The organism is Comamonas sp. GW821-FHT11H03 (assembly GCF_058807955.1).
Genome location: NZ_JBXARF010000006.1, coordinates 165,674 through 181,897, shown reverse-complemented (window position 1 = coordinate 181,897; position 16,224 = coordinate 165,674). Strand labels below are relative to the sequence as shown.

The window sequence follows — 16,224 nt, the reverse complement described above, 5'->3', positions numbered from 1 at the left end:
CATGAGCAAACCCAGCGGGGTCGGTCCGTCTACCAACGGGTCTGTTGATCCTTTTGCATGGTGGCGGGCCGCCGGGGCCTATGCGGTGGATGCCGCTCAACGTGCCGTGCTGTATGCCGACATCGAGCGGCAGGTGGGTGACCAGTACCGGACCCAGCGTGAGGCCAGGACGCCGAACGTGCTGCATTTCCCCGCAGAACTCGTGATGTCGGGGCTGGACCTCCCAAGACCGGTCAACTACGGCCTGGTGCGCATTCAGGCGTCCGAAGACCGGCCTGCCGACCCTGCCAAGCGACCATTCGTCGTGATAGATCCACGCGCCGGGCATGGCCCGGGCATAGGTGGCTTCAAGCCCCATAGCGAGATCGGTGCGGCGCTGGAGGCCGGCCATCCTTGCTACTTCGTCGGTTTCCTGCCTGATCCCGTACCTGGTCAGACGGTGGAGGATGTGATGCGTGCCGAGGCCGCGTTCATGCGTCGCGTGGCCGAGCTTCACCCCGAGAGTGAGGGCAAGCCTGCGGTCATCGGCAACTGCCAGGCGGGCTGGCAGATCCTGATGACGGCCGCTGTCTGGCCCGAGCTGTTCGGGCCCATCATCGTTGCCGGAGCGCCCCTGTCGTACTGGGCCGGTGACAACCCCATGCGTTATTCGGGCGGGCTTCTCGGGGGCAGCTGGATGACGGCTCTGGCCAGCGATCTGGGTAATGGCCGCTTCGACGGCGCCCATCTGGTGCAGAACTTCGAGCAGCTCGATCCGGCCAACACGCTGTGGAGCAAGCAGTACAAGGTCTATGCGAACGTCGACACCGAAGCCGAGCGCTATATCGACTTCGAGAAATACTGGGGCGGCTATGTCTTCCTCAACGATGTGGAGATGCAGTACATCGTCGACAATCTGTTCATCGGCAACAGGCTGTCGACGGCCCAGTTGCTGACATCGGACGGTGTGCGCATCGATCTGCGCAATATCCGCTCGCCCATTCTGGTGTTCTGCTCCTATGGCGACAACATCACGCCGCCGGCCCAGGCTCTGGGCTGGATCACCGATTTGTACGCCAGCGATGACGATGTGCGCGCGCATGACCAGACCATCATCTTCAGCACGCACGACAGCATCGGTCATCTGGGCATCTTTGTTTCGGGCGCCGTCGGCAGCAAGCAGCACCGCAAGTTCGCCAGCGCCATCGAGCAGATCAATCTGTTGCCGGCAGGCATCTATCGCGCCAGCGTGGACGATGCCACCAAGCAGGAGCAAAAGCTGCTCCATGATCCTTATCTGTTGAGCATCCGTGCCAGCGGCATCGATGAAGTGCGCGATATCGTCAAGCCCGATCCCGAGTCCGATCGCCGTTTCGACGCGGCGGCCCGGGTATCCGATATCAACCTGGCCCTGTATCGCAGCCTATGGCAACCCTGGGTGCGTGCGCTGAGCACTTCCCAATCGGCACACTGGTTGCAGACCTTGCATCCCATGCGCCTGCAATTCGAGGCCTGGAGCAGCCAGCACCCGCTGGCGTCGCTGATACGCAGCAGCGCTGCATACATACGTGAACATCGCCAGCCCGTGGACGAAGCCAATCCCTGGCTGGAGATGCAGCAGCGGTGCTCGGGCGCACTGGATCGCGCTCTCGATGATTTCCGCGACCGGCGAGACCATATCTACGCCTTGTGGTTCGACATGCTCTATGGCTCGCCGCTCATGCAGGCGCTGGCTGGGCATGCTTATGGCGAGAGCGCAGCGGTGCGCCAGCATCCAGGCTCCACCCCCGAGCATCTGGCGCTGATGGCGGACAGGCAGCGCCAGATCGAGAACAGTGTGGATCAGGGGGGCGTGCTCGAAGCCACGCTGCGCGGCTTGCTGAGCGTGCTGTCCCAGCGTCGCGCTGTGGACGAGCGCTACTACCACCTGGCTGCGCAATTGCTGGAGCAGCAAGCGCCTGGGCGCTGGACTCTGGCCGAGCTGCGAGCCGCCATCCGCGAGCAGACCCTGGTGATGCGGCAATGCGGCAGCGCCGCCATCGAAGCCATTCCCGGCCTGCTGAAGAACACGCCTGCCGACACCATCCGCAAGGCCGCTGAAGCTATCACCCAGATGGCAGCCATCGATAAGGTGCCAGGCGCGGAGGATGACGCCGTGAGACATGCCTTGCAGCATGTACAGGCCTTGTTCGAGCAGGCCGCGCTGGCGCAGCAGCCTCGTATCCAGGAGCCTCTGGAGCTGGTGCCGGCTTTGGCACAGGCTCCTGCAGCTCCCCAGCGGGCTGCGGCTGCCGAGCGACGTAAACCGGCCGCATCACGCGGCAAGAAAGGAGCGCGATGAGTCAACCGAGCCCAGACATGGCGCAGCAGCCGTTTGAGGGCATAGCCGTTGGCGACAGCCTGCGCGTCACCGTTGCCTCCCGTGACGCGAGCACGCTGACGCTGCTCTGCGTCCACGATGCACCGCCTCGGCAGCCATCCCCGCAGCAGGCGGTCTCCCTGTCATCAGGCGGCGCAGCGCAGCCGCTTGACGTTGCCTCCCATCACGGTCTGGCCCGGCTGCTGGCGGCTGTCAAGGAACTGCCGCCGGTTCGCGTGGGGGTCGTCCATCCCTGCGATGCCACCAGCCTGTCCGCCGCGCTTGATGCGCATCGGCTGGGGCTGATCGAGCCGGTCCTGATCGCTCCGCGCGCGAGGCTGGAGGCGATTGCTCTTGCTCAGGGGCTCGAGCTGCAGGGCCTGCGCATCGAGGACGTGCCGCACAGCCATGCAGCAGCCGAGTGTGGTGCCAGACTTGCCGCCAGCGGCGAAGTCGAGGCACTGATGAAAGGAAGCCTGCATACCGACGAGCTGATGGCGGCTGTCGTTGCCGGCAGTGCCGGGTTGCGCACCAAGAGGCGTGTAAGCCATTGCTTTGTGTTGCAGACTGCCAGCTATCCACGCCCCTTCATCGTCACCGATGCGGCCATCAATCTGGCCCCCGATCTGTTGCAGAAGGCCGATATCGCACGCAATGCCATCGAGCTGGCACAGGTTCTGGGAGTGGCCAGGCCCAAGCTCGCCATCCTCGCCGCCGTCGAGACGGTCAACCCCAACATGCCCGCGACACTGGATGCTGCCGCACTGTGCAAGATGGCCGACCGGGGCCAGATCACCGGAGGCGTGCTGGACGGACCGCTGGCTTTCGACAATGCCGTCTCCATCGAGGCAGCGCGCACCAAGGGCATCACTTCGCCAGTGGCCGGTCAGGCCGACATCCTGCTGGTGCCCGATCTGGAAAGCGGCAACATGCTGGCCAAGCAGCTCATGTACCTGGGCGGTGCCGCCAGCGCAGGCATCGTGCTTGGCGCCAAGGTGCCCATCGTGCTCACCAGCCGCGCGGATTCGCGCGAATCCCGCATTGCATCCTGTGCGATTGCGCTGTTGCTCGCACATCACTACCGGCAGACGCCGCCCTGAAAAGCATGGCCGATGGCGCCAAGCCGGCAGTTGCTGCGGCCTGTGCTCTGTCGGCAGACAAAGGCACTGACATGAGCAATTCCGTCATCATCGTCCTGAACTGCGGCTCGTCGAGCATCAAGTTCGCCGTCTTCGAGACCGCTAGTCCCCTGCCGCGCAATCCCCTGTGGAACGGCAAGGTGCAGGGCATTGGCGGGCCCGCTCCCGACTTCGGCGAAACCGGCGTTCCGCCCTTTGCCATCGAACTGGGCGCAGAGCACCCGTATCGCGATGCGCTGCGCATCATCCGCGAGCGCATCACGGCCAGGCTCCAGGACCGGCCCGTGGCGGCGATCGCCCATCGGGTGGTGCATGGCGGCAGCAAGTATTTCGAGTCCACCCGCATCGATGCAGGCGTGTTGCGAGACCTGCGCAGCTATGTGCCGCTGGCACCGCTGCATCAGCCGTTTGCGCTGGAGGCCATCGAGATCCTGTTGCGCGAGCGGCCCGACATCGTGCAGATTGCCTGCTTCGATACAGGCTTTCATCACAGCTTGCCCAAGGTGGAGCAGATCCTTCCACTGCCCTACGAATGGTGGCAGCGCGGTGTGCGCCGCTATGGCTTTCACGGGCTCTCGTATGCCTATATGGCGACCGCGCTGGCCGAGCGTCATGGCGACCGGGCCAGGGGACGCACCATCGTCGCCCATCTGGGCAGCGGCGCCAGTCTGTGCGGCATGCAGCAGCTGCAAAGCGTGGCGACCACCATGGGCTTCTCGGCCCTGGACGGATTGATGATGGGCACCCGTAGCGGGGCGCTGGACCCGGGGGCTGTGCTCTATCTGATGGAGATCGAGAAACTGACGCTTCAGGAAGTGGGGAGTCTGCTCTATCACGACTCGGGGCTGCTTGGCGTCTCGGGCATCTCGTCCGAGCCGCGCGTGATCCTGCGCCATGTCCAGGATTCAGGTGAGGCCGGCGAGCGCGCGCGCATCGCGCTGGACCTCTTTGTGCGCCGCATCGTGCGCGAGATCGGTTCTCTGGCCGCTGCGCTCGGCGGGCTGGACATGCTGGTGTTCACGGCGGGCATTGGCGAGCACAGCGAGGAGATTCGCGCCCGCGTCTGCGCCGCTCTGGCGTGGCTGGGTCTGGGGCTGGATGACCAGGCCAATGCAGCCCATGCACCGGTCATTTCATCTGCGGACAGCCGGGTACTGGTGGGGGTTGAGCCCACCAATGAGGAGTGGGTGGCCGCCCGCGATACGGAGCGGCTTCTCGCGCATTCATCGTCTTTTTGACGCGCATCGAGTGGTGGCCGGGCTTGACAGCGCCATGCAGATATTCATGGCGGCCCAGAGCAGAGGCTGGGCGGTTGCGCGCTTTACCGAATGGCTTCGTTTTCTTGCGCCGGATGCAGCCTGGCCGCATCGGTGCCCGCCGGGATGGCCGCGCGTGCCTGAGGGCTGCTCTTGCAGCAGTTGCCGCCTGTGAGGGCCGAGGCCTTGGAGGCAACGTCCAGGGCGTTGGCCTGACGCAACTCTCAGGCCATGCTCGACAAGGTTTTTCTGAACCGCATCAGCGACAGCCAGAACAGCACGGCGCCGATTCCCGCCAGCCACAGAAAGGGCTTCCATACGGTTTCTATGCCGGCGCCGCGATACAGAATCGCCTGACCCAGCTCCACAAAATGCGTGGTGGGGGCGAACAGCATCACGTTCTGCACCAGTTGGGGCATGGATTCGCGGGGCGTCATGCCGCCGGACAGCAATTGCAGCGGCAGCAGCGTCAACACCATCAGCAGGCCGAACTGCGGCATGCTGCGCGCCACCGTGGCCAGAAAGATGCCCATGGCCGTCGTTGCAAACAGGCACAGGGCCGAGCCTGCCATGAACAGCAGCAGACTGCCTTCGATGGGCACCTTGAGCGCGCCGCGCACGACCAGATTGAGCGAGACACCTGCCGCCAGCAGCACCACGGCACCCATGGACCAGACCTTGGCCAGCATGATCTCGGTAGGCGTCACAGGCATGACCAGCAGATGCTCGATGGTGCCATGCTCGCGCTCGCGGATCAGCGCCGCGCCCGTGAGGATGATGGAGAGCATGGTGACGTTGTTGATGATCTGCATCAGCCCGCCGAACCAGATCTTGTTCAGTCCGGGGTTGAAGCGGGCACGCAGCTCCAGGGCCACGGGCAGTGCGCTCGCTCCCCGGTGGCGCTGCACGAACTCGTTGACTTCGGCCAGCACGATCTGCTGCACATATCCGCTGCCGGAGAACGCCTGGCTCATCCGTGTGGCGTCCACGTTCAGCTGCAGCTCGGCCTTTTTGCCGGCCAGCACATCGCGCTGGAAGTTGGGAGGAATGGTCAGCGAGAAGGTGAAGTCGCCTGCATCCAGCCCGGGATCCACATGGCTGAAATCCACCATCTGCGGCGGCATGAACTGAGGCGGGTAGAAGGCCGAGGTGATGCGTGCGGACAGCGGCGACTGGTCTTCGTCGACGATGGCAATCGGCGCCTTGTGCAGCGTATCGGGCATGGCCGTGGCTGCGGTGTACACCGAGGCCGTGAAGGTGTAGACGATGAGCACCAGCATCACCGGATCGCGCCACAGGCTCCACAGCTCCTTGACGCCCAGGCGCCAGATATTTTTCAGGCTATGCCACATGGTGTTTCTCCATGACAAAAACGAGGGGCTGTTGCTGAAATTGGCGCTGGCCCACCGCCAGGACAGCGAGCAAGGGCCGCCCCGTAGCGAGGCTGTCGTCCCCCTCCCGCGTTAGCGAGAGAGGGGGAAGCTGCGCAGCAGCTCAGGGGGTGCATCTTCACTTCTCCTGCTTGGGCAAGGCCCAGATGGCCACGCCCATGATCACGGGAACGGCAATCAGCAGCGGCAGCAAGGTAGGTGCCAGGTCGTGCAGGCCCAGCGCCTTGTTGAAGACACCGCGGCTGATGGCGAACATATAGGTTGCCGGGTAGATCTCGCCAATCCAGCGACCGGCGCCTTCGAGCGAGGACACCGGATCGGTCAGCCCCGAGAACTGCGTGGCCGGAATCAACGTGCCCAGCATGGCAAAGAACATGGCGGCAATCTGGCTGCTGGTAACGGCAGAGGCCAGCAGTCCCATGCCCGTGGCAATGACGCTGAAGAGCAGGGCGGCCATGACGAGCAGCGGGAAGCTGCCGGTCATGGGCACGCCGAACACGAATACCGCCATGGCACACATCAGAAAGAAGTTCAGCATGGCCAGCACCACATAGGGCAGCTGCTTGCCCAGCAGAAACTCGATGCGGGTCACGGGAGTGACGTACAGATTCACGATGGAGCCCAGCTCTTTTTCGCGCACCACGGCCAGGGCCGTGAGCATGGCGGGCAGCATCATCAGCAGCAGCGGAATCACGGCCGGCACCATGGCGGGCAGGCTTTTCACATCGGGGTTGTAGCGAAAGCGGGTCTCCAGGCTGACCTGGCTGGTGAGCTGTATGCCCAGTCGCTCGCGCGCCTGCTGCGCCAGCCAGAGCTGGTGCATCGCCTGGACATAGCCTTTGACGGTCTCGCCGCGCTGGGGCATGGCACCGTCGAACCAGGCGCCCACGGCCGCCTTCGAGCCGCGCAGCACGTCACGGCCAAAGCCGGGCGGTATCTCGATGGCCAGTGCCAGCTCGCCGCTTTTCATGCGCCGGTCCAGGTCCGCATAGTCCTGGATGGGAGGCATTTCAATGAAATAGCGCGAGCCCGCGAGATTGTTCACATAGTTCTGGCTGATGGTGCTCTGGTCGCGGTCGAGCACGGCAAACTTCAGATCTTCGACATCCATGCTGATGCCGAAGCCGATCACCACCATCAGCACCAGCGAGCCCGCCAGGGCCAGCGTGGCCCGCACGGGATCGCGTTGCAGCTCCAGCGACTCGCGCCACAGATAGCTCCACAGGCGCTGCAGGCTGAAGCCGGTGCCGCTGGAGTGTGCTGCAGAAACAGTAGCTTGCTGCGCTTTATCAGCATTGAAATCAGGGTGTTTTGATGCTGAAGATGATTCAGGACAAGCGGTAGTAGCTTCTTTTTTGATATCAAGCACGGGCGCTGCCTCGCCCGAGGCCTCCACCAGATAGCCGATGAAGGCCTCCTCCAGCGTGGCTGCGCCGCGCTTGGCGGTCAGGGCTGCCGGCCGGTCGCTGTCCAGCACCTTGCCCGCATGCATCATGGACATGCGGTCGCAGCGCTCGGCTTCGTTCATGAAGTGCGTGGAGATGAAGATCGTCACCCGGTCGCGGCGCGAGAGCTCGATCAGCAAGCGCCAGAACTGATCGCGAGCCACGGGATCCACGCCCGAAGTGGGTTCGTCGAGAATCAGCAGCTCCGGCTTGTGCACCATGGCCACGGCCAGAGACAGGCGCTGGCGCATGCCCAGCGGGATATTGCCGGGCAGCGTCTCGCGCACTTCGGCAAGCCCGAAGCGGGTGAGCATTTCCTCGACCCGCGCAGGGATCTCGGCCGGATCCACGTGGAAGAGCTCGGCGTGCAGCACCAGGTTCTGCAGCACGGTCAGCTCGCCGTAGAGCGAGAAGGCCTGCGACATATAGCCCACGCGCCGGCGCGTGGCCACGTCATGCGGATCGATCTTCTTGCCAAACAGCCAGGCATCGCCCTCGCTGGCGGGCAGCAGCCCGGTCAGCATCTTCATGGTGGTCGATTTGCCGCAGCCGTTGGAGCCCAGAAAACCGAAGATCTCGCCGCGACGAATGCGGAAATTCACATGGTCCACGGCCACAAAGTCGCCAAAGCGCATGGTGAGATCGCGCGCCTCGATGGCGATGTCGTCATCGCTGGTCTGCAGCGGCGGGATCACCACGGCGGCATGGCCGCGCTTCTTTTCCTCGGGCAGCAGGGCGATGAACGCGGCCTCCAGCGCCGGCATGCCGGTGCGCGCCAGCAGCTCGGCGGGAGTGCCGGTGGCCAGAATCAGGCCGTCATCCATGGCCGCCAGCCAGTCAAAGCGCTGGGCCTCGTCCATATAGGCCGTGGCCACGATCACGCTCATCTGCGGGCGCTGGCCGCGAATGCGGTTGATCAGATCCCAGAATTGCGCGCGCGCCAGCGGATCCACGCCGGTCGTGGGCTCATCGAGAATCAGCAGGTCGGGGTCGTGGATGAGGGCGCAGCACAGCGCCAGCTTCTGCTTCATGCCGCCCGAGAGCTTGCCGGCAGGGCGGGAGAGAAATTTCTGCAGCCCCGTGCTCTGGGTCAGGTCGTCGATGCGCGCCCGGCGTTCGGCCGCGTCATGGCCGAAAAGACGCCCGAAGAACTGCAGGTTCTCTTCCACCGACAGCGTGGGGTAGAGATTCTTGCCCAGGCCCTGAGGCATGTAGGCAATGCGGGGGCAGACGGCATCGCGGTGCTTTTTGCTGCGCATGTCGCCGCCCAGCACCTGTATCTCGCCGCCCTGCAGGGCGCGCGCTCCTGCAATCAGCGACAGCAGGCTGGATTTGCCCACGCCGTCAGGGCCTATCAGGCCGACCATGATGCCTGCGGGAATCTCCAGGCTCAGTCCGCGCAGCGCCTGCGTCTTGCCGTAGGCGAGCGTCACATCGCGCAAGGTGGCTACATGCTGGGTCATGGCAAATGGGATCGCAGCGTTCACGAGGCCGACGCGTCGGCGTCGCCGGTGCGCAGCTCCAGCTTGGCCGGCCATTCGCGCTCCTTATCGAGCTTGATCCAGGCCACGCCGGGCAGGCCTGTCTTGACTTGGGTCAGGTGCTTTTGCAGCAGATCCGGTGCAATACGTGCCTTGACGCGGAACATCAGCTTCTGTCTTTCGCTGGCCGTCTCCACGGTCTTGGGCGTGAACTGGGCGGTGCTGGCGACAAAGGACACCTGAGCCGGGATCACATATTGGGCAGCCGCATCCAGCACGATGCGCACCTCGGTGCCAAGGGCCACCCGGCCTGCCACGGTCTCGGGCAGGAAGAAGCTCATGTAGACGTCCGAGACATCCACCATATTCAGCACCTTGCCGCCGGCGCCGATCACCTCGCCGGGCTGGGCCAGCCGGTATTGCACGCGGCCGTCGCGCGGGGCGGTGAGTTCGCTGTCCTTGACATCGGCATCGATGCGCTGGACGGTGGCGGCAGCGGCCGTCACCGCCGATTCCGCACCAATGGTCTGGGCCTTGGCCGCGTCGATGGCCGCCTTGGCGGCCGTGGCCTGTGCCTCGGCGGCCTTGAGCGCGGCCTGGGCGCCACGCACGCGCGCCCGGTCGTCGTCCAGCTCCTGCTCCGATGAAGCACCTTCGCGCGCCAGTGTCTCGGAGCGCTTGACGCGGCGCAGCGCCGCATCCAGTTCGGCTTCGCGCTGGGCCACAGTGGCCATGGTGGCAGCGTACTGGCTTTCGCGCAGCGCGATTTCGGCGCGTGCCGAAGTCACCGCATGAGAGGCGCGCTCACGACCGGCTATGGCTTCGCGCTGCTGAGCCTGCAGGCTTTCGATCTGCATGCGCGCCAGTGGCTGACCGGCTTTCACGAACTCGCCTTCCTGCACCAGGATTTCAGCGATGCGGCCGGCGTATTTGGTGGCGACGTCGATTTCGGTGGCTTCGATGCGGCCGTTGCCGCTGATCAGGCCTTCGGATGCCTGTGCGCTGCGCCATTGTTGCCAGCCATAAGCGCCCAGGGCGGCGGCGGCAACGATGAGCGCGGCGATGGTCAATTTCTTGTTCATGGACATGGATTCGCTGGTCAGGGTTGGAGGGCGGCAGAGGTGGGGGCGCTGCTCTGGCCTTGAGCGTAGTAGCCTCCACCCAAAGCGGCATAGAGAGCGACCTGGGTGGACAGCAGCGCTTCGCGGCCCTGAACCAGTTGCTGCTCGGCGCTCAGCAGGTCGCGTTCGGCATCCAGCACATCGAGATAGGGCGAGGCGCCCTGGTCATAGCGCAGCCGGGCCAGTCGGGCGCGTTCCTTGAGTGCAGCGCGCTGATCGCTCAGCACCACGAGTTGCTGCTCGAGCAGGGTGCGGCTGGACAGTGCGTCCAGCACTTCGCGCATTGCGGTCTCTATGGTTTTTTCGTACTGGACGACCGCCATGCTCTGTCGCACGGCCTGCAGATTCAGGTTGGCCTGGCGCTGGCCGCCGTCAAAGATCGGCAGCGAAATCGTGGGAGCAAACTGCCAGGCACGGCTGCCGCTTCTGAACAGGCCGTCAAGCTCCGCGCTGGCTGTGCCCCAGCTGCCGGTCAGGGCGATGCGAGGCAAAAACGCAGCGCGTGCGGCAGACACATTGGCCTTGGAGGCCTGCAGGCCGTACTCGGCGGCAATGATGTCGGGGCGCTGTGTCAGCAGATCGGATGGCAGGCCTTCGGGAATGGGCTTCAGGATCACGGCGGTGGAGCTGCTTTGTGGCAAGCGGTCTGCATCCACTCCGGTGAGCTGCTGCAGTGCATTGGCCTGCAGCGCGCGCTGCTGTGCCAGCTGGGTGCCTATGGCCTTGGCCTGGTGAACCAGAGTCTGTACCTGCGTGAGCGCATAGCGTGAAGTGGAGCCCACCTCGGTGCGGCGCTTGAAGATGCGCAGCGATTCCTCGCGGCTGGCAATCGTGCGCTGGGTCAGGGCCAGGCGCTCATCCAGACTGCGCAGGGCCAGATAATTCAGCGCTACCTGCTTGACGAGACTGGATTGAACCGCATGCTGCGTGGCATCCAGCGCCAGATAATTGCCTAAAGCGGCATCGCTGAGGCTTTTGACACGGCCCCAGAGATCGAGCTCCCAGCTGTTGAGGCCGACAAAGACCTGCTGATCACCGGCGATGACGGAGCGGCCACTGGCGTTGAGGTCGGCGGGAACACGTGCTCTGCCATGACTGCTGCCCAGGCCGATCGTCGGCAGCCGAGCAGCACTCTGTATGTCATAGGCGGCCTGGGCTTCCTGCACACGCAGCAAGGCAAGGCGCTGGTCCTGATTATGGGCAAGAGCTGCGCGAATCAGCTCCTGCAGGTTTGGGTCCAGGTAGAAGTCCTGCCAGGCAATCGATGCCGTATTGGCTGGCGCAGTGCGCTCTTGCTTTTTTGTCCACTCCTGAGGCCACTTGTCCGGTAGCTTGGCCTGGGCCTGTGGCTGAAGAATCGGTACCGTCGGGCTGCAGGCTGCCAGCGCTGTCAGCAATGCAGCTGCTGCCAGCAGGCGCATCGGTGTGGAGTGGTAGGGGGGTGTGCGATTTGCTGAAGGGGCCATGAATGCAGAACCCGCGACTTGAAAGCTTTTGGCCTCCGGTTATCGCAAGATTTGTATAGATGTGTATCCCTAGTATTGAGGGGCGGCTTGCAAGTCAATTTGAGCTATGTCAATCAATGGGGTCAAGCGCCAGAAACAACAAAGCCCCGCGAGGCGGGGCTTTGTTGTTTCGATGCACGAAGAGGCCTTAGCCGCCGCGACGCATCATGTCGAAGAATTCGACATTGTTCTTGGTCGCCTTCATGTTCTTGATCATCAGCTCCATGGACTCGATCTCGTCCATGTTGTACATGAACTGGCGCAGGATACGAGTCTTTTGCAGAATCTCGGGAGCCAGCAGCAGCTCTTCGCGGCGTGTACCGCTCTTGGTGAGTTCGATGGCCGGGAACACGCGCTTTTCGTACAGGCGACGGTTCAGGTGCAGTTCGCTGTTGCCGGTGCCCTTGAATTCTTCAAAGATCACTTCGTCCATGCGGCTGCCGGTGTCGACCAGTGCCGTGGCGATGATGGTCAGCGAGCCGCCTTCTTCCACCTTGCGGGCCGCGCCGAAGAAGCGCTTGGGGCGCTGCAGTGCGTTGGAGTCCACACCGCCCGACAGCACCTTGCCCGACGAGGGCACGACGTTGTTGTAGGCGCGGGCCAGGCGGGTGATGGAGTCCAGCAGGATGACCACATCCTTGCCCAGCTCCACCAGGCGCTTGGCGCGCTCGATCACCATTTCGGCCACGTGCACGTGACGGGTAGCTGGCTCGTCAAAGGTGGAGGCAATGATTTCGCCCTTCACCGAGCGCTGCATTTCCGTCACTTCTTCAGGGCGCTCGTCCACCAGCAGCACCATCAGGTGCACATCTGGATGGTTGGCGGTGATGGCGTGCGCAATGCTTTGCATCATCATGGTCTTGCCGCTCTTGGGCGGTGCCACGATCAGCGCGCGCTGGCCGCGGCCAATGGGGGCGATGATGTCGATGATGCGGCCGGTGATGTTTTCTTCGCCCTTGATGTCGCGCTCAAGGCGCATCTGCTCCTTGGGGAACAGAGGGGTCAGATTCTCAAACATCACCTTGTGCTTGTTTTGCTCAGGTGGGCCGCCGTTGACCTTGTCGAGCTTGGTCAGAGCAAAGTAGCGCTCGCCATCCTTGGGGATGCGAACTTCGCCTTCGATCATGTCGCCGGTGTGCAGGTTGAAGCGGCGCACCTGGCTGGGCGAGATATAGATGTCGTCGGTGCTGGCGGTGTAGCTGGTATCGGGGCTACGCAGGAAGCCGAAGCCATCGGGCAGGATTTCCAGTACGCCGTCGGCGAAGACCTGTTCACCGGCCTTGGCGCGCTTTTTGATGATGGCGAACATCAGTTCCTGCTTGCGCATGCGACCGACGTTTTCGATCTCAAGCGCTTCGGCCTGCTTCAAGACTTCAGACACGTGCAGTGCCTTGAGTTCATTAAGGTGCATGAAATGACTCCAAGCGTGGAGTGAGAATAACCAGGGGGGGAGGCGTAGAGCCTAACGAAACACTGTGAAAGTGGGCAGGCTTGCCTGAAGAAAATCCAGCGCGGTCCCATGCGGTTGCCGGCGGTTCATACATTATGACAGGAAAACTGGCGCAGCTTGCAAGCAATTTATTGCGCACTTGTCATCTGCAGCCTGTGCCGGGACTGTAGCAGATGCAAATGAGGGGGGCAGAGGGTGCCCGCAAGCAAACAGAGCTCCATTGGGAGCTCTGTTTGTGGAATGCATTAGATGTGCTGGTCGAGGAAGGCGGACAGTTGTGTCTTGTTCAGCGCGCCAACCTTGGTGGCGGCCAGTTGACCGTCCTTGAACAACATCAGCGTGGGAATGCCGCGAATGCCGAACTTGGCGGGGATCTCACGGTTTTCGTCCACATTCATCTTGGCGATCTGCACCTTGCCTTTGTAGCCTTCGGCCACATCGTCCAAGATGGGGGCGATCATCTTGCAAGGGCCGCACCATTCAGCCCAGTAATCCACCAGCACGGTCGTGCCGGGTTGCAGTACGTCAGACTCAAAGCTTGCATCCGTGATGTGCTTGATCAATTCGCTGGCCATTTGTAGTCCTGGATTTTCTTGAATCAAAAAAGTAGGCGGTCTATTCGCCTAGTGACTTGATTGTGACAGAAACTCATCTCCTGCCACGGCGTGTGGCTGGTTGTTTGCAGCTATCGCGCTAATAGTGCCCGCAATATTGCAGAAATGCTGTCGGTGGTATTCTGCGCACCCTTTGGCGGCCGGTGGCTGCCAGCAGATTGAGGTGGTAGAAGTATGAGTGTCTCGGAGCCCTTGATGGCCGATTCCGAATGGGTCTGTGATGTAGCTGTGATCGGTGCCGGGCCTGCAGGCTTGATGGCGGCCGAGCAATTGGCGAAGGCCGGCTTGTCGGTCAGAGTGTTCGAGGCGAAAGCCTCGGCGGCTCGCAAATTCCTCATGGCGGGCAAAGGCGGTCTCAATCTTACGCACTCCGAGGAGTTTTCGAGCTTTGTGACTCGCTATGGCTGCCGTTCTGCAGATTTGACCCCCTGGCTCGAAAAGTGGGGTGCGAGCGAGCTTCAGGTCTGGGTCAAAGAGCTGGGCTTTGATACCTTCGTGGGGACATCGGGAAGAGTGTTTCCTGCGGATATGAAGGCAGCGCCGCTGCTGCGCGCCTGGCTGGTGCGTATGAAGTCGCAGGGCGTGCAGTTTCATATGCGTCACCGCTGGATCGGCTGGGCAGAGGATGGCAAACCGGTTCTTCAGACAGAAAGTGCCAGGGTCAAGATCGGCTGCAAGGCTTTGGTGCTCGCGACGGGCGGAGGCAGTTGGGCGCGTCTGGGCTCGGACGGTGCTTGGGTTTCGTTGCTGCAGGACAAGGGGGTGGGCATTGCCCCGTTGCAGGCGGCCAACTGCGGCTTTGATGTGGGCTGGCCGCAAGGGCGTGAGGCCGGCTGGAGTGAGGTCTTTGCGCAGCGCTTTGCCGGGCAGCCATTCAAGTCGGTGGTTTTGAAGTTTGTGGACGAGCAAGGCGCCGGCTTTGAACGTCAAGGTGAATTTGTGGCGACGCAGACCGGGGTGGAGGGCAGCCTGATCTATGCTGTCTCCTCCCTGTTGCGGGACTGCATTGCCCGTCAGGGCGCTGCGCGCTTCGAGCTGGATCTGCTGCCGCAGTGGAGTGCGCAGCGTGTGCAGCAGGAGGTGATGTGGCCGCGCGGCTCGCGCAGCCTCAGCAGTCATCTCAAAGGACGCCTGGGACTTGATGGCATCAAGGCGGGTTTGCTGTATGAGGTGCTCGGCAAGGATGGCATGGCGGACATGAAACGCCTGGCATCCACGATCAAGGCGGTGCCTTTGACGGTGATTGCACCGCGCCCCATCGATGAGGCCATCAGCACTGCAGGCGGAGTTCGTCTGGAGGCCCTGGATGCGCGGGGGATGTGTGCCGCCCTGCCTGGTGTCTTCTGTGCGGGAGAAATGCTGGACTGGGAGGCCCCCACGGGCGGTTATCTGCTCACGGCCTGTATGTCCTCTGGCGTTCGTGTGGCCGAAGGGGTGAAGAGCTTCCTGCAGGACAACTGACGCGCGAGCTTGTGCTTGTGCTTGTCTGTGCGGCGGGGATGCAGCATTGAACGCTGGAGCGATCCCGTCTTGACGGCGGGTGCTCTTGCCTGCCGCAGCGCGTAGGCAGGCCCGGGTTGGCAATGGTTCGAGGTTTGTGGCTCCGCGGCGAGGGAGTCATCCGCGCTGGCCCTCGCTTGAATCGCCGAGCAAGCCCTTGCTCGCCGGGCGGAGTGGGGGGAATACCCGAACAATGTGTCTGATTGATTCCTGAGTGGGGCTTTGTGACAGGAGGGCAGTGTCTCAAGCCCTGCCTGGAGCCGGCTTGGGGCGGGCGGCTGCAAGTGGCGGGTGCCCCTCCTACGAGGCGAACTCTTGCTGTGGGACAGATGTCTTGAACCGGAGACATTACGCTGGCAACATTGCTCCATCGGTTGATGAGTCGTGACGGATTTGCGTTGTTACCGGAAAAGGAGGTTGGTCATGTTTTTCGGCAAGATCTTCGGTTTTGGACGTTCCGAACCGCGCTATATCCGCCGTACGCGTGCCTATCTGCAAGAGGCGCGCATGGCTGTTCTGGAGCACACTATCGCGGCGGAGTACTACCAGTCCTCCGCTCAGATGTATGCCGAACGTGCTGCACGACTGGAAGATGAATTGCGAGCCTGGGAGCAGGGCGAGCAGCATGTTCCCGTGGTGCCGCATCACTATCCCTATGTCCCTCACTCTGCACACAAGGCCGTCGCTGTAGATGCGCCACCCGTGGGTGCTTCGGTGGGTGTGGTGAGAGCTGCCTGAGCAGATAAAAGAAAAAGCCTGTATGGCTTGCATACAGGCTTTTGAATGGCTCCTCAACCTGGGCTCGAACCAGGGACCTACGGATTAACAGTCCGGCGCTCTACCGACTGAGCTATTGAGGAATATGTCGGTGTGACAAGCCTTGAGCGATTGCAAGGCGACTAAATTTTGGCTCCTCAACCTGGGCTCGAACCAGGGACCTACGGATTAACAGTCCGGCGCTCTACCGACTGAGCTATTGAGGAA

At 62.8% G+C, this 16,224-nt stretch carries 12 protein-coding genes and 2 tRNA genes; 5 read left to right on the top strand and 9 right to left on the bottom strand.

What is annotated here, in order from left to right; genetic code table 11:
* Window position 1 precedes the first annotated feature (1 nt).
* From AC1RTQ_RS15115 to AC1RTQ_RS15105, 3 genes are all read left to right on the top strand, one after another.
* Entirely contained in the window at window positions 2–2,320 is a 2,319-nt protein-coding gene (locus AC1RTQ_RS15115) for a DUF3141 domain-containing protein (protein ID WP_492876909.1), read from the top strand.
* Entirely contained in the window at window positions 2,317–3,438 is a 1,122-nt protein-coding gene (locus AC1RTQ_RS15110) for a bifunctional enoyl-CoA hydratase/phosphate acetyltransferase (RefSeq protein ID WP_492876907.1), read from the top strand. Before AC1RTQ_RS15115 ends, AC1RTQ_RS15110 begins: the two co-directional genes overlap by 4 nt.
* A gap of 71 nt (window positions 3,439–3,509) precedes the next feature.
* Complete coding sequence (locus AC1RTQ_RS15105; protein WP_492876905.1) at window positions 3,510–4,715, top strand: acetate/propionate family kinase; 1,206 nt, start codon at window positions 3,510–3,512, stop codon at window positions 4,713–4,715.
* An 83-nt stretch (window positions 4,716–4,798) separates the two neighbouring features.
* Here the strand turns inward: AC1RTQ_RS15105 and AC1RTQ_RS15100 are convergent, their stop codons facing one another.
* The 7 genes from AC1RTQ_RS15100 to trxA form a co-directional block, all read right to left on the bottom strand.
* Complete coding sequence (locus AC1RTQ_RS15100; protein ID WP_492876903.1) at window positions 4,799–4,954, bottom strand: hypothetical protein; 156 nt, start codon at window positions 4,952–4,954, stop codon at window positions 4,799–4,801.
* Window positions 4,955–4,957: 3 nt separating this feature from the next.
* Complete coding sequence (locus AC1RTQ_RS15095; protein WP_492876901.1) at window positions 4,958–6,085, bottom strand: ABC transporter permease; 1,128 nt, start codon at window positions 6,083–6,085, stop codon at window positions 4,958–4,960.
* Window positions 6,086–6,242: 157 nt separating this feature from the next.
* Entirely contained in the window at window positions 6,243–9,032 is a 2,790-nt protein-coding gene (gene rbbA, locus AC1RTQ_RS15090) for a ribosome-associated ATPase/putative transporter RbbA (RefSeq protein WP_492876899.1), read from the bottom strand.
* A 20-nt stretch (window positions 9,033–9,052) separates the two neighbouring features.
* Window positions 9,053–10,138 (bottom strand): HlyD family secretion protein, encoded by a 1,086-nt coding sequence (locus AC1RTQ_RS15085; protein WP_302089940.1) that lies wholly within the window; start codon window positions 10,136–10,138, stop codon window positions 9,053–9,055.
* Window positions 10,139–10,149: 11 nt separating this feature from the next.
* On the bottom strand, window positions 10,150–11,592 hold the full coding sequence (locus AC1RTQ_RS15080; RefSeq protein WP_492877122.1) for an efflux transporter outer membrane subunit: 1,443 nt from the start codon (window positions 11,590–11,592) through the stop codon (window positions 10,150–10,152).
* 232 nt (window positions 11,593–11,824) lie between these two features.
* A complete protein-coding gene (rho, locus tag AC1RTQ_RS15075; RefSeq protein ID WP_302089941.1) occupies window positions 11,825–13,087 on the bottom strand; it encodes a transcription termination factor Rho in 1,263 nt (420 codons plus the stop codon).
* 284 nt (window positions 13,088–13,371) lie between these two features.
* On the bottom strand, window positions 13,372–13,701 hold the full coding sequence (gene trxA, locus AC1RTQ_RS15070; RefSeq protein ID WP_003053480.1) for a thioredoxin TrxA: 330 nt from the start codon (window positions 13,699–13,701) through the stop codon (window positions 13,372–13,374).
* Window positions 13,702–13,914: 213 nt separating this feature from the next.
* On the opposite strand from trxA, the gene AC1RTQ_RS15065 reads away from it, so the two are divergent.
* Window positions 13,915–15,201 carry a TIGR03862 family flavoprotein gene (locus tag AC1RTQ_RS15065; RefSeq protein WP_492876896.1) on the top strand — a complete coding sequence of 429 codons (1,287 nt, stop codon included), beginning with the start codon at window positions 13,915–13,917 and terminating at the stop codon, window positions 15,199–15,201.
* A gap of 462 nt (window positions 15,202–15,663) precedes the next feature.
* On the top strand, window positions 15,664–15,978 hold the full coding sequence (locus AC1RTQ_RS15060) for a hypothetical protein (protein WP_003080190.1): 315 nt from the start codon (window positions 15,664–15,666) through the stop codon (window positions 15,976–15,978).
* Window positions 15,979–16,024: 46 nt separating this feature from the next.
* On the opposite strand, the gene AC1RTQ_RS15055 is transcribed toward AC1RTQ_RS15060, so the two are convergent.
* Both AC1RTQ_RS15055 and AC1RTQ_RS15050 read right to left on the bottom strand, forming a co-directional pair.
* A tRNA-Asn gene (locus tag AC1RTQ_RS15055) sits at window positions 16,025–16,100 on the bottom strand.
* Window positions 16,101–16,147: 47 nt separating this feature from the next.
* Window positions 16,148–16,223: transfer RNA gene (locus AC1RTQ_RS15050), tRNA-Asn, on the bottom strand.
* Window position 16,224 lies beyond the last annotated feature (1 nt).